At 34.0% G+C, this 15,116-nt stretch carries 14 protein-coding genes; 12 read left to right on the top strand and 2 right to left on the bottom strand.

Features of this window, described 5'->3' with window-relative positions; genetic code table 11:
- The first annotated feature begins 72 nt into the window (after positions 1–72).
- The 4 genes from MK119_RS11795 to MK119_RS11780 all read left to right on the top strand — a co-directional run bounded on the left by MK119_RS11795 (position 73) and on the right by MK119_RS11780 (position 5,568).
- Complete coding sequence (locus MK119_RS11795) at positions 73–2,424, top strand: hypothetical protein (RefSeq protein ID WP_290678806.1); 2,352 nt, start codon at positions 73–75, stop codon at positions 2,422–2,424.
- A 258-nt stretch (positions 2,425–2,682) separates the two neighbouring features.
- Positions 2,683–3,987, top strand: a complete 1,305-nt coding sequence (locus MK119_RS11790; protein ID WP_290678803.1) for a hypothetical protein — start codon at positions 2,683–2,685, stop codon at positions 3,985–3,987.
- A 9-nt stretch (positions 3,988–3,996) separates the two neighbouring features.
- Positions 3,997–4,680 (top strand): hypothetical protein, encoded by a 684-nt coding sequence (locus tag MK119_RS11785; RefSeq protein ID WP_290679031.1) that lies wholly within the window; start codon positions 3,997–3,999, stop codon positions 4,678–4,680.
- Between the two features lie 72 nt (positions 4,681–4,752).
- Positions 4,753–5,568, top strand: coding sequence for a hypothetical protein (locus MK119_RS11780; protein WP_290678800.1), 816 nt, complete (start codon positions 4,753–4,755; stop codon positions 5,566–5,568).
- Between the two features lie 14 nt (positions 5,569–5,582).
- Here the strand turns inward: MK119_RS11780 and MK119_RS11775 are convergent, their stop codons facing one another.
- Both MK119_RS11775 and MK119_RS11770 read right to left on the bottom strand, forming a co-directional pair.
- A complete protein-coding gene (locus MK119_RS11775; RefSeq protein WP_290678797.1) occupies positions 5,583–6,959 on the bottom strand; it encodes a vanadium-dependent haloperoxidase in 1,377 nt (458 codons plus the stop codon).
- Positions 6,960–7,100: 141 nt separating this feature from the next.
- Complete coding sequence (locus MK119_RS11770; protein WP_290678794.1) at positions 7,101–7,943, bottom strand: DUF2911 domain-containing protein; 843 nt, start codon at positions 7,941–7,943, stop codon at positions 7,101–7,103.
- A gap of 121 nt (positions 7,944–8,064) precedes the next feature.
- Here MK119_RS11770 and MK119_RS11765 point away from each other — a divergent pair, with 121 nt between their 5' ends.
- The 8 genes from MK119_RS11765 to MK119_RS11730 all read left to right on the top strand — a co-directional run bounded on the left by MK119_RS11765 (position 8,065) and on the right by MK119_RS11730 (position 15,089).
- Entirely contained in the window at positions 8,065–8,724 is a 660-nt protein-coding gene (locus MK119_RS11765; protein ID WP_290678792.1) for an MIP family channel protein, read from the top strand.
- Between the two features lie 149 nt (positions 8,725–8,873).
- Positions 8,874–9,533 carry a TetR family transcriptional regulator C-terminal domain-containing protein gene (locus tag MK119_RS11760; protein ID WP_290678789.1) on the top strand — a complete coding sequence of 220 codons (660 nt, stop codon included), beginning with the start codon at positions 8,874–8,876 and terminating at the stop codon, positions 9,531–9,533.
- Positions 9,533–10,846 (top strand): AarF/UbiB family protein, encoded by a 1,314-nt coding sequence (locus tag MK119_RS11755; RefSeq protein ID WP_290678786.1) that lies wholly within the window; start codon positions 9,533–9,535, stop codon positions 10,844–10,846. The genes MK119_RS11760 and MK119_RS11755 overlap by 1 nt, the downstream gene beginning before the upstream one ends.
- Complete coding sequence (locus MK119_RS11750) at positions 10,846–11,460, top strand: flavin reductase (protein WP_290678783.1); 615 nt, start codon at positions 10,846–10,848, stop codon at positions 11,458–11,460. Before MK119_RS11755 ends, MK119_RS11750 begins: the two co-directional genes overlap by 1 nt.
- Before the next feature lie 8 nt (positions 11,461–11,468).
- Positions 11,469–12,890, top strand: coding sequence for an SDR family oxidoreductase (locus tag MK119_RS11745; RefSeq protein WP_290678780.1), 1,422 nt, complete (start codon positions 11,469–11,471; stop codon positions 12,888–12,890).
- An 8-nt stretch (positions 12,891–12,898) separates the two neighbouring features.
- Entirely contained in the window at positions 12,899–14,386 is a 1,488-nt protein-coding gene (locus tag MK119_RS11740) for a deoxyribodipyrimidine photo-lyase (protein ID WP_290678777.1), read from the top strand.
- Positions 14,386–14,814 (top strand): hypothetical protein, encoded by a 429-nt coding sequence (locus tag MK119_RS11735; protein WP_290678774.1) that lies wholly within the window; start codon positions 14,386–14,388, stop codon positions 14,812–14,814. Before MK119_RS11740 ends, MK119_RS11735 begins: the two co-directional genes overlap by 1 nt.
- Entirely contained in the window at positions 14,811–15,089 is a 279-nt protein-coding gene (locus MK119_RS11730) for a TIGR03643 family protein (protein WP_290678771.1), read from the top strand. Before MK119_RS11735 ends, MK119_RS11730 begins: the two co-directional genes overlap by 4 nt.
- Positions 15,090–15,116 lie beyond the last annotated feature (27 nt).

The following is a 15,116-nucleotide window of genomic DNA, read 5'->3' as shown; positions in this document are numbered from 1 at the left end:
AAAATTAGTTTATTTATCAACGCAACCTTTTTAGGTTTTATACATCATAGACGTAAAACCGAAACAAAAATTATGAAAAAATTCACCAAACTAATCATTGCGTTAGCATGTATTCTATGGCTACAAAGTTGTAATGATGATGACTTTACTGATGGAATTGGAAATGATCCAAACCCAGATACTGAGTCTCTGATAGATGAGCAATTTAAAGCTGAAAACTTTGGAAATTCCACAACTGGAAACTTCATGGGAATCATCATTGACGAAAACGGTGATAAGCTTGAAAATGTACTGGTGACTGTAGGTAATACCACAACCTTAACAGACCGTAATGGAATGTTTATTGTAAACAATGCACAAGTCTTTGAAAATTTTGCATACATCAAAGCACAAAAAGATGGATACCTCAACGGTTCTAGAGTTGTCATTCCCAAAACGAATGGCACAAATAAAATCAGTATTACACTTATAAAAAGAGAAATAAGACAACGTATTCAATCTGGAATTGTATCAGAGGTTAGTCTTGGGACTACAAAAGTGAGATTCTCTGGCGATTTTATTACTGCGGATGGAAGTCCGTATGTAGGTCCCGTTGATGTTTTATTGCACTATGTACCACCAAATGCTTTAGCTACATTTACAGAAGCACCAGGAAACTTTTTAGCGCAAACAGCTTCCAATGAAGCACGCTCTTTGGAAACTTACGGAATGGTGAATGTAAATCTATTTTCTCCTTCTGGAGAATTAATAAACATCAACCCTGAAATTCCAGCTACAATCACATTTCCAGTTGATTATACACAAGCAGAAGATGCGCCTGAAACTATCCAATTATGGTATTTTGATGAAGCACAAGGCTATTGGAAAGAAGAAGGTCAAGCCGTAAAAGAAGGTAACAAATATATAGGTGAGGTGACACATTTCACATGGTGGAACTGTGATATTCCTTTTGACGCTGTGCAATTTTGCTTCACGCTCACACCACAAAACAATACAGAGTCAACTCCATATTTTGTAAGTATCAAACGTATTTCTTCAGGTGAATTCATTTATTACGGACTTGTATCATCCTATGAAGCCGAATGCGGACTAATTCCACGAAATGAAGAAATAGAAATTTCTGTAACTGGTGGTATCGATTCACAAACCTGTAATGGTTCTCAAATTCATCAAGAAGTACTAGGTGGTTATGCTACATCAACTTCAGCAAACATCTCATTCCAAGAAGATACTACCATTACACCGATTGCAGGAATAGCAACGAATTGTGCTGGAGATCCAATTACGAATGGATATATATACATAAACAATGTAAACACGTTCAATATTATAGATGGGACCATTAATATTGCGGTACAAACCTGTGCAAATGTGACAGAAACACTTCCGGTACAATTGTTTGATTTTGATACCAATCAGTGGACAATTGTCAATGATGTCTTGATGGATGGGAATCTTATCAATATTGGAAATCTAAGTACATGTGATGAAAGTGGCGGTATTTATAATGGCAATGTTACATTGTTGAAGCAGAGTGAAGTTAGTAGTTTTGGATCGATAAACTTTAGTACCATTAATGGTGATTTACGTATTGGAGATTCTGCTTCTCCAGGAAACATCAACGATATCACACCTTTGATGTCTTTAGAAGAAGTCACTGGAAATCTTGTCATCTCTTCAAATCAATCACTTGGAACACTAAATGGTTTAGAAAATTTAGTTTCTGTAGGCGGAATATTTATTCAAACCAATCCTTCATTAGTATCATTGACACCACTCAGTAATCTCACTGAGATTGAAGGAACAGTTTCTGTGATTGGAAATAATGCGCTCACGTCTCTAAATGGCTTAAACGGAATTACAACAGCAGGTTTTTTTGGAGTCATTAGCAATCAATCATTAACTTCTATTGATGCCATACAATCGTTAAGTACTGTGGGAAGATTAGTGATTGATAACAATCCATCTTTAAATTCGATTGCTGCATTGAGCAGTATTACAACAGCAACAAGTATTCAAATTTATAATATGCCATTACTTACTTCTCTTGAAGGTTTGAATCAACTTACAAGTGTTGGTCTCCTCAGAATAAGTTATAATGACGGACTCACAAACCTAGCTGAACTTAGCAATTTAGTTACAGTTGACTTTTTATCAATTGGAGGAAATGATGCGTTAACAAGTCTAGACGGTTTAGATAATGTAACCACTTCTGAGTGGATTTTAATTGGACGCGACTTTGAATTTGATGTTATCAATGATGCACCAAATCAAAGTTTGGTTGATTATTGTGCCTTGCAAAATCTATTTACAAACGGAACATATATTGATCCACCTACTAGTATTTTTAATGGTGTAGAAATTATCAACAATCCATTCAATCCTAGTATCCAAGATATCATTGATGGTAATTGCAATCAGTAATTGTACGCAAATAAAACAAATTAGTTAAGTTTTCAAGCAGTCTTTTCGAATTTTCTACATCATATGTAAAACCGAAAAAAAATATGAAAAACTAACCAAGCTGTTTTTTGCTGTACTTTGTTTTATCTGATTACAAAACTGTAATGACGATGACTTTAATGGTGATACCACACCAACAAGTCCACAACCCATTGCAGAAGAACTCCGTGACCAACAATTTCAATCAGAAACTTTGGAAATTCCATAACTGGAAACTTCATGGGAATCATCATTGACGAAAACGGCGATAAGATTGAAAATGTACTGGTGACTGTAGGCAATACCACAACCTTAACAGACCGTAATGGAATGTTTATTGTAAGCAATGCACAAGTCTTTGAAAATTTTGCATACATCAAAGCACAAAAAGATGGCTACCTCAACGGTTCTAGAGTTGTCATTCCTAAAACGAATGGCACAAACAAAATCAGTATTACACTTATAAAAAGAGAAATTAGACAACGTATTCAATCTGGAATTGTATCAGAGGTTAGTCTTGGGACTACAAAAGTGAGATTCTCTAGCGATTTTATTATTGCGGATGGAAGTCCGTATGTAGGTCCCGTTGATGTTTTATTGCACTATGTACGACCATATGCTTTAGCAACATTTACAGAAGCATCAGGAAACTTTTTAGCGCAAAAAGCTTCCAATGAAGCACGCGCTTTGGAAACTTACGGAATGATTTCTGTGAATTTGTTTTCTCCTTCTGGAGAAGAATTAAATATAAATAGCAATAGTCCTGCAACCATTGAATTTCCTGTAGATGTAAGTCAAACTAGTATTGCTCCAGAAACGATTAATCTATGGTATTTTGATGAAGCACAAGGCTATTGGAAAGAAGAAGGACAAGCTACGAAAGAAGGAAACAAATATGTAGCAGAAGTTTCACACTTTACTTGGTGGAATTACGACATTCCTTTCGATGCTATTAATTTCTGTTTTTCAATAAATCCATCTCATTCCGATACAACAATTCCATACTATGTGATCATCAAACGTGCTTCAAATGATCAAATAATTTATGCTGGAGACATATTTGCTTGCGAAACAGAATGTGGCTTAGTCCCAAGAAATGAGGAAATTTTAGTCTCTATCGATAGTCAAAGTGATAGCTGTGATCAACAATTAGTAGACTCTGAAACACTTGGAGGATATGCTACCGATACTACTGTTGAAATTTCATTTACAGAAGAAGTCACTACGACATCCATTACTGAAATTGCTACAAATTGTGATGGTGAACCAATTACGAATGGATACATTTACATAAACGATGCTGACACTTTTAGTATTACTGACGGAACTATAGACATTGTATATACAAGTTGTTCTGTAGATGTAGTTTCAATTGAAGTATTAGATTTTAATACAAGTCTATGGACCGTTGTTCAAAGTGTAACTGAGGAAGGTGCTAACATAAAATTAGGCACTGTGAGTACATGTGAATCCAATGGTGGTATTTATTATGGAGATGTTACACTAGAAACACAGCAAGAAATAAATGATTTCGAAATATATTGATTCGCTGAAATAGATGGAAATTTAACCATAGGACCTGAATTACATACCAACAGCATTATTGACCTATCTACTTTAGCTTCTTTAGAAATAATAATAGGAACACTTAATATTCAAAGGAATTCACACTTACCTTCTTTAGCAGGATTAGATAACATAACGTACGTACAAGTTCTGAGGGTTGTTGACAATGAACAATTAGTATCACTAACAGGATTGGAAAGTTTAACGACCATTATTGTAAGTGTGATAATAGAAGATAATAATAATTTAACCTCCTTAGCTGGTCTTGAAAATGTAACGCAATTAGATTTTCTTAGAGTTCGTTCTAACGATTCTTTGACTTCATTATCTGGTGTAAATAGTGTAACAGAATTAATTATTTTAGAAATAGATGCCAATCCTCAGTTGATAGATCTTACAGGTTTAGAACAAATTACAACACTAAGCACTTTATGGATACTAAATAATGATGCTCTAGTAAGTTTGGATGGTTTACAGAATTTAAATTTTATTTTAGAAAGCGCATTTCAACCCGAAGTAGCTGTAGGAATCACTCCATATTGTGATACTAACAAACCAGCTCCTGATCCAAACTTAGTAGATTTATGCGCAGTACGAAATGACTTTTTAAATAGCAGCACTACAAATACTCAAATAAATATAGCTATTGGGAATAATGGATACAATCCTTAAATACAAAATATGTTCGAAGGAGATTGTTGTCAGTGAAAAACATAAACTCTTAAAAAAAAACTTTCTACATGTGTGGAAAGGTTTTTTTTGTATTTTCCTTGTGAATTTCACATTACAACAAAACTTACTATACTTTACATCTCGGAAGTCTTAAAGTTTTTTTCAGTTCCTGCAGCTGCATTTGAATTTTTAAGTGATCAACATAAACAAAAAATAGAACAATGGGTTACAAAAAAGCTTCCTGATATAGCAAAGAAACTCACAATTTACTTCTTTGTTATTTCACTAACATTATTGTTTTTAGCGCATGGAAGTATTTTTTTAGTAATCCTATGTATTGCAATCGGAATTATTGGCTCTAGATATTCAAATATAATCTCTAAATACAATATTTATATACTCCTTATTGCCATCATTTTCTCAGTTTTACAACAGTGGATCATTCCTGAATCTTGGATAATAACATTAGCCTATCCATTAGAATGGATTTGTGATATTTTCCCAAAAGTCTCTATCATCAATAGTTTTTTAGCCGATTATAATGCAGAGCAATTTGTAATTAGTTATCAAGGCTTCTTTAGTACATTTAACATAGATAGTGATATCCAAAATATTTGGGTATATCTTTACAAAACGTATCTATTTGCAACAAAAGGATTATTGGTTTTAATCATAATTATATTGGACGTAATAGCACTTTTGTTTGCAGTTTTGGCTATTTTTTTGCTGTTACTAATACCAAGTTACTTTATCATTCAACTCTCTAAATACCTAAAAAAGATATTCAACATAGAAGAAAAAGTCGTTCCAGTTGCTGCATTTATCATTTGGTCTCTTGGAGAAATTATTGCTTTCTATTTTTCTTCACGTGAGTTTTTTGACAGTTAAACTCGCTATTAAGACTACTGCGAAAGGTCAAAATTATTAACCGCATCTGATATTTCGTATCCCAAACGCAAACCTTCGGTACAATCAATACGCAAATGTACACCTAAAGGCAAACGTGAAAATGCATTTTCTGCAGCCATATCTGAAAAAGTTGTATAACTTCTTGGATCGCCACGAAACTCTGTTCTTCCTTCGTGAGAACGATCTGTGAAATCTGTATTATTACCAAAATGATGAATAAAAATTCCTGCAGCTGCAGAAGCAAACGTTGAATGTCCTGATGGATAACTTGGAAATGTAGGATTTGGCCAAGAAATGAACGGAAACAAATTGGTTTGAAAATCTGGATCAATAAAATTTTGAATGTATACACTTGGTCGCATCACCATATATTCATACTTATCTGCCCATGTAGAAACGGCTGCATCATTCAATGAAAATCCTAATTTTAGTAAGATAACTAAAGCTGTTTGATGATCTACATTGTACTGTGTTATCAATTGATTGGCAATAGAAATTTGTCTTCCTGGTGGCCTCATCATTAAATTCTCTACATCATTGGACCAAAATTCTGCAATCCACAATCCCTCTGTATCTGTCGTTCGCGCTGCTTCACTGGCATCATACACTTCTTCCATTGCAGCATAGTAAGGACTTGAAGTATCTTCACTATACATAAGTGCAGGCGGAATTGTAGATGTTTCTTCCGTTGAAATTACAAATGTACGCACAGATGACCAATACGGAAACAATCCTCTTTCAGCTTCATCACTATAGGTCCAAAAACCTTCACCAATAGGAGGTTCATACGAATTTGGTTGTGGACTTAAAATTTGTGTTTCTGCTTCTGTATCAGTTTGGCTATAGGCAATTATTTGTTGTGCGATATAATTTCCCCAATCTTGAGAATTTTGGACCACATCTGCATTAACTCCTTGTGTCAAATCTGCTTCTTTTTCCTGACGCAAAATATTAATTTTAGCATCAATATCTGGTCGTACATTATACATAAAATGATCCATAGAAGCTGCATAACAAGCATTTAATGCAATAGCTACATTTACATTAGGTTGACGTTGAGAAAAGTCGATCTCCAATTCGGCATATCGATCTTTATTAGAAGTATAACTAACCATATCTTCCACACAAACTTCAAAAGCTGCCAAATGGATATATGCCAAAGCACGAGTAGTTGCATTTGGTCGCATGCCTGTTGCATATCGATCTAATTCGCACCAAAGTTGATTCCAATCAAGAATCACCTGCGTAATATCATTTGTAACCACAGGTGTAGTAGGTTGTACCGTAGCATCAAGTTGTTCATTTGAACAAGAAGTAGATACCATAGTAATGGTAAGCACTATAAATAGCACTCTAAAATAAAATCTCATGTTGTTAGGTTGTTGATTTAGGTGATGAATTTACTTTATTTTTCACAACTACACATAAAAAAACGGAGAATTACTTCAGAAAACACCGTAAAAAAGCCTTTCCGTTTCGGAAAGGCTTTCTAATATGTATGAGAGCTCTGATTACTTTGACCACTCTTTTATAGAATCTTTGTTCATCTTTACATAATCTTTATTTCCAGCTTTTTCAGCTAATGCTAATGATTCTTTTGCAATCTTAACTGCTTCAGCTTTTTTACCCATCTTAGCATAGATTAAAGATTGTTGTCTTAAGTACCAAAATCTTGGCTGATCTTTTGTCAATTCTGTTGCTTTATCAATCCACATTTTAGCCTTATCCATATCTTTTCCTTCTTCTAAGTAGTATCTAGCAGCTGAAAAATAATCTCCTGGTGCTGGTCCACCCATCATTTTTTCTATACTAGCAGTTGCTTTCTTATCAGTAGGAACCACGAAAGGAACCACAACTAATGTTTTCTCCCACATGAAAACAATATCTGCTCCATTGCTCTTAAGGTTTGCAATGTCAATTGTAAATGACTCTGTACTGTAAGGCATAGTATTTACAGGTGCTACTGCTTTTGCTACAACTTTAGAGTCATCCCAATTTCTTGGAGTTCCCCAATTGTTAGCATCGCTGTATAAAACAACTTCCCACGTTTTTGCTCCTGGTGTTGTAAAAATAGCATACGTTCCTGCTTTCACAGAAGTACCTCCAATAGTAACATCGTCACCAAATGTAATTTTCGTATTTAAATTTGCACCAGTTCTCCATAATTTTCCGTGAGGAACTAAATCACCAAATACTTTTCTTCCTTTTACTGCTGGTCTTGAGTACTCAACAGTTACTTCTGTCAAACCAACAGTTTGGATCAATTTTGAACTTGGGCTAGGTTGAGGCGTTTCTATTTGTGCTTGAACACTGATTCCCGCGACTAAGAAACATGCCAAAAGTAGTTTTTTCATCTCTGTTCTTATTTTAGATTTTTTTATGCTGACGAATTTACGCAGAAACCTTAAGCGTAAATGTTAACAAATACTTAAAATAAGAAATAGTATTTTTGATTTCTAAAAAAAAATACCAACGATGAAGAATTATATTTCGGAATTTCTAGGAACATTTACCATGGTTTTTTGTGGAACTGCTGCGATGGTAGTCAATGATATTGCAGGGGAAATCACACATCCTGGTGTTGCTATTACTTGGGGATTAATTGTCATGGGAATGATTTATGCATTTGGAGAAATTTCTGGAGCACATTTTAATCCCGCAGTAACAATTGCTTTTTCCTATGCTAAAAAATTTCCTTGGAAAGAAGTTCCAAAATATATTCTATCACAATGTTTAGGTGCTATTTGCGCAAGTCTGCTAGTATTTATGTTTTGGCCCGAAAACGAAACCTTAGGAGCTACTATTCCATCCATTGTCCCTTGGAAAGCTTTGATTTTAGAATTCTTGCTCACCTTCTTCTTAATGGTAACCATTATAAATGTATCAACAGGAAGTAAGGAAATAGGTACTATGGCTGGAATTGCTATTGGAGGAATCGTTTTATTAGAAGCCATGTTTGCTGGTCCTATGACCAAAGCTTCTATGAATCCTGCACGTTCTCTTGGTCCTGCATTAGTCTCTGGACAGCTCACACATTTGTGGCTGTACATTGTCGCACCAATTTTAGGAGCTTTGACTGCCGTGGTGAGTTGCAAATTGGTAAAAGCCGAAAATTGCTGTGACGCTGACTGTTAAAGCATAAATAACCTCATTTCTTCTCCATATTTAGATTTCTTAATTACCGTTTTAAGAAAACTTTAACAATGCTTTCATTTTTTTTGTTCAACTAATTTCAAAATAAGTTAAACAGTATTTGTATTTTTATACTGTTTAAACTCTACAACATGGCAAAGAAAAAAAATATTACACCACTTTTTATTATTTCAGCATATATGGATCATGTCTTAGAACATGGTACACAACCTAAAAATGTATATGCTTTTGCAAAAAACAACAATTTTGATGAAGCAAAATTTTACGAATTTTTCAGTTCGTTTCAAGTATTAGAAGAAAACATATTTACCACATTTGGCACAAACACTATTGCTGCATTAGCCAATAGTGAGGAATTTGCAACATTTGATGCACGAAATAAATTATTGAGCTTTTATTATACTTTTTTTGAGCAAGTTACCGCCAATAGAAGTTACGTAGTACATAGTTTGACTGCAAATAAAAATCAACTTCAATCCCTAAAGTTGTTGAAAGGACTAAAAACAGTATTCTCAGATTTTATTGAGAATTTAGACATCAAAACGCTCGATTTGAATCAAGAACGCTTAGAAAAACTTCAAAATAGAGCTATCAACGAAACAGCTTGGGTACAATTTTTAATGACTATAAAATTTTGGTTAGATGATACATCTCCAAGTTTTGATAAAACCGATCAGTACATTGAAAAATCTGTAAACGCTAGTTTTGATTTAATTGACAATACGCCACTACGAAGCATCGTAGACTTTGGAAAATTCATCCTAAAAGAAAAATTAGATATTAGAGCTTAATGAAGACAATTGATAAAATCCCAATCACCAAAATCCAACGTGCCAGTAAGTTAGTTACGACTGGTGCAAAAGTTGGTGTAAATTATTTAAAATATTATGGTGACAAACTCATAAATTCTGAAGAAAAAGCAAAAGAACGCTTAAACGAATCCAATGCGGAAGATATTTATGACGGACTAAAAAAGTTGAAAGGAAGTGCATTAAAAGTAGCACAAATGTTGAGTATGGAAAAGAACATTTTGCCACGTGCCTATGTGGAGAAATTTTCATTATCACAATTCTCTGTACCACCTTTGTCTCCACCACTAGTCATCAAAACATTTAAAAAATATTTTGGCAAACATCCAAGTGAAATTTACGATTCATTCAATTCCACTTCCATGAATGCCGCAAGTATAGGACAAGTACACGTTGCCGAAAAAGACGGGAAAAAACTTGCTGTGAAAATTCAATATCCTGGAGTTGCCAAAAGCATCTCTACTGACTTGGCACTTGTAAAACCTATTGCGATTCGAATGTTTAACATTACCGGAAAAGGTTCTGATAAATATTTTAAGGAAGTGGAAGAGAAATTGATCGAAGAAACCGACTATTTACTTGAAATTAAACAAAGTAAAGATGTATCTGAAGCTTGCAAGCATTTGCCAAACATACTTTTTCCCACATACTATGATTCGCTCTCTTCGGAGCGAATCATAACCATGGATTGGATGACAGGGGAACATTTATCTGAATTTACCGCTCGAAATACCGATCAGGAAAAAGCGAATTTAATAGGACAAACACTTTGGGACTTTTATATGTTTCAAATTCATAAATACCGTAAAGTACATGCAGATCCACATCCTGGGAATTTCTTGGTTTCAGAAAATCATGAATTGATTGCATTGGATTTTGGCTGTATGAAAGCTATTCCAGAAGATTTTTACATCCCTTACTTCGAATTGGCAAACAACGAAACTTTGAACGATCATGAATTGTTTGTAAATAAGTTATACGAATTAGAAATACTTCGTGAAGACGATACTAAAGAAGAACTAGCATTTTTTACAGAGATGTTTCACGAATTACTTGGATTGTTTACAACACCCTTTAATACGGAAGTTTTTGATTTTTCGGATGAAGAGTTTTTCGGAAAAATTGCAGATATCGGTGAACGTTATGCTAAAAACACACAATTACGTAATATGAACGGAAACAGAGGCTCAAAGCATTTTATTTACATGAACAGAACATTTTTTGGACTCTATAATTTATTGCATGATTTGAAAGCTGAAAATGTAATCATTAATAATTTTAAAAATATATCATAATGGCTATCATCACTTCTGCTGATATTGAAGCAATGGAAAAAATATACCGAATCAACTTGATCAATAGTTGCTCTGGTTATAAATCGGCAAATCTAATTGCAACAAAATCATCAGAAGATTACACAAATGTTGCAGTATTTAGCTCTGTGACACATTTAGGTTCTAATCCGCCATTACTAGGGTTTATTACGCGACCAAATGTTGTTCCGAGAAACACGTATGAAAACATAAAAGAAACAGGAAAATATACGATCAATCATATTCACAAAACGATAACCAAGGATGCACATCATACCTCAGCAAAATATCCAAAATTTATTTCAGAGTTTGATCAAACAGATTTAGAAACTGAATATAAAAGTGATTTTGCAGCTCCGTATGTAAAAGGATGTCATGTACAAATTGGCATGCGTTACATGAATGAATATTTGATTGCAGAAAATAATACCATTTTAGTGATTGGCACTATAGAACAGATACATATCAACGATACTATTTTAGAAACGGACGGTTTTATAAATCTTGCGAAAGCTGAAACCGCCACCATTAATGGACTTGATGGATATGCGATACCACAACAACAAACACGCTATCCGTATCAACGTCCCAAATAACAGAAACTATGCGAATTCTACTCACTGGCGCAACAGGATATATAGGGAAACGACTCATTCCAATTCTTTTGGAAATGGGACATTCCTTAGTTTGCTGTGTGAGAGATAAACAACGTGTGCCTCATGAAATCATTTCACATGAACGAATTGATGTGATTGAAGTTGATTTTTTAAACTTGGGTAGTTTGTACCGAATTCCAACAAATATTGATGTGGCGTTCTATCTAATTCACTCCATGTCATCTTCTATGAAATTCGAAAAACTGGAACGCAATTGTGCTGTACACTTTAAAACGTATATGCAGAATACCAAAGTAAAGCAAGTTATTTATTTAAGTGGAATTGTCAATGATCAACAATTATCAAAACATTTACAATCGCGAAAAAATGTTGAAAACATATTGCAGTCAAGTCTATACAAACTAACTACATTTCGCGCAGGAATCATTGTTGGTAGCGGAAGTGCTTCTTTTGAAATTATTCGTGATCTTACAGAGAAACTGCCGGTCATGATAGCACCAAAGTGGATTAAAACAAAATCGCAACCTATTGCCATTAGAAACGTACTGCAATATTTAACAAAAGCTATTGGAAATGAACATGTATACAATCAATCTTACGATATTTTTGGTCCAGATACACTAACGTATAAAGACATGATGTTACAATTTGCAGAAGTTAGAAGGTTAAAGCGTTCTATTTTTACCGTTCCTGTAATGACTCCGAAGCTTTCCTCTTATTGGTTATATTTTATCACAACAACTTCTTACAAGCTGGCAAAAAACCTAGTGGATAGTATGAAAGTAGAAGTCATTGGAAAACCAAGCAATATCAATGAACTTTTAAACATTCAACCAATATCTTACAAAGAAGCTGTACAAAAAGCATTCATCAAAATTGAACAAAACAGCGTTGTCTCAAGTTGGAAAGATTCGTTGATAAGTGGGCGTTTTCGTGAAAAAATATCGCGCTATATCAAAGTGCCAGAATATGGTTGTTTTAAAGATATCAAAAGACGCAAAGTGGTTGACGAACAACTCACCATTGACAAAATTTGGGCAATTGGCGGCACAACAGGTTGGTACCATGCAACCTTTCTGTGGAAAATTCGTGGATATCTCGATAAACTATTCGGCGGTATCGGATTGCGTCGTGGCCGCAGAGACCAAACTACACTTAATGCAGGTGATCCGTTAGATTTTTGGAGAGTTTTATACGCTAATAAAGAAGAAAAAAGATTGCTGTTATTTGCAGAAATGCGATTACCAGGTGAAGCTTGGTTAGAATTTAAAATTGAAAAAGAACATTTATTACAACGTGCTGTTTTTAGACCAAAAGGGATTTGGGGTCGATTGTATTGGTATGCAGTACTGCCTTTTCACGGTTTTATATTCAAGGGAATGATTAATAAACTTGTCAAAAAAAATTAAAAATATAAATGTCAAAAAAAAACAAAATAGAAATTAATGTTGTCCTTTTTAAGCGTGATTTACGACTCCAAGATAATGAGGCGATTCACAATGCACTCATTACAGGACGGAAAACGTTGTTTGTATTTGTTTTTGAAGATATTCTTTTAAATGATCCGCACTATAGTGAACGTCACTGGAACTTTATTAAAGAATCATTAATCGACTTGAATAATTCTTTGAGTTTGCACAATAGTGAACTATTAATTGTACAATCAAACTTTAACAGAACTTTGCAGATCATTCAGGAAACTTACAAAATTTCGCATCTGTATTCGCATCAAGAAACAGGCATCAAAGTTACTTATGATCGTGATAAAGGTTTGAAACGTTTTCTACTGAACAATATGATTACTTGGGTAGAAAATATAAATAACGGAGTTTTCAGAGGATTAAAAGATCGTGAAAACTGGATAGAACTCTGGGAAGATTTCATGAATCAACCATTATTTGACTTTCGTCCAAAAAAAGATCAATTGTTTACAAAAGAAGAGGTCGCGCATTTGACAACTTTTTTTCAGCTTCCAAACTTAGAAACCAATCCTGATGCTCCTTTTCAAAAAGGTGGAACTACAATGGCGATGAAGTATATGAATACCTTTTTTAAGGATCGTGGAAAAAACTACAATGCACATATTTCCAAGCCATTACTAGCTCGAAGAAGCTGTAGCCGTTTGTCTCCATATTTAGCTTGGGGAAATTTATCGGTACGACAAGTAATAAAAGAAACAAAACGTTGTATTGACCAAAACATTCACAAAAAACAAATGGAATCCTTTGGATCGCGTTTGCGTTGGCAAGCGCATTTCATTCAAAAATTTGAAATGGAAGACGAAATGGAATTCGTGAGTATAAACAAAGGATACAGAAAGCTAAAAAAACAGATTTCTGAACGCTATATAGAAGCTTGGAAAAACGGAATGACGGGCTATCCATTGGTAGATGCTTGCATGCGCTGTTTGAAGGAAACAGGATATTTGAATTTTAGAATGCGTGCGCTTGTAGTATCCTTCTTTACGCACAATTTATGGCAACCATGGCAAAAAGCAACGATTATCTTATCTCAATACTTTTTAGATTTTGAACCTGGCATACATTTTCCACAAATTCAAATGCAAGCAGGAGAAACTGGTGTAAATCTATTACGAATGTACAATCCAACAAAAAATGGTATTACACATGATCCTGAAGGTATCTTTATTAAGAAATGGGTTCCTGAATTAGAAAACCTAGAAACAGCTTTTGTACACGAACCATCTCGTATGACTCCCATGGAACAACAAATGGCAAACTTTTTTATAGGGAAAAATTATCCTAAACCTATTGTTGATTTACAAGAAACTAGAAAATATGCAAGTGACATTTTATGGAATATGAAAGATGAAACCACAGTCATTGAAGAAAACTTCAGAATCTTAAAAAAACATACCCTAAAGAACCGCAAAAAAAGTTCGTAATGATTGTTAATACAACCTACAAAAACAAAGAAACTGCTGAAATAATTGATACACACTTAGGTGAAGCTTTTTCAATTATACAACGTATTAAAATGAAAGGAATTGGCTCTAAACGAATGATTATTCATAATGTAAGCCCAAAAATGAAACCCTATCTAAATACCGTTGATGATCTTAATTATGGAAATATTGAATTACGTCCAAAAGGCATCATTGTTCATATTCACAAAAAACTGAATAGCTTTTCGTGGATCGTTCCTTATTACAGACTTCAAATTTACAATTCCTCATTTTTTAGCATTCATGCAAATGGTAACTTTATTCAGTTTAAAAAAAACAAACTCTACAAAGAAAATAAAGCATTCATAGAAAAAATGCAGACACAAAAAAATACAGTACTTAACGCTACAGATTATTATCAAGGATGAAACACAACTTAAACGCCATACAAATTGATAGAATTATAGAAATGGCCTGGGAAGATCGTACTACGTTTGATGCTATAAAGTTTCAATTTGGACTCAAAGAACAAGAAGTTATCGATTTAATGCGTTCTCAAATGAAAAATTCTAGTTTTAAAATGTGGAGAAAGCGTGTACAAGGTCGCAAAACAAAGCATCAAAAAAAACGTGATTTTATGAAAGGTCGTTTCAAGTGTTCTCGACAAAGTACTATAAATAACAACAAAATAGCCAAACGATAAAGCAATCATAACTTTTCCTTATACAAG

Source organism: Kordia sp. (genome assembly GCF_022447245.1).
Taxonomy (GTDB): domain Bacteria; phylum Bacteroidota; class Bacteroidia; order Flavobacteriales; family Flavobacteriaceae; genus Kordia.
The sequence above is the reverse complement of the archived record's forward strand: the minus strand, read 5'-3'. Positions and strand labels throughout refer to the sequence as shown.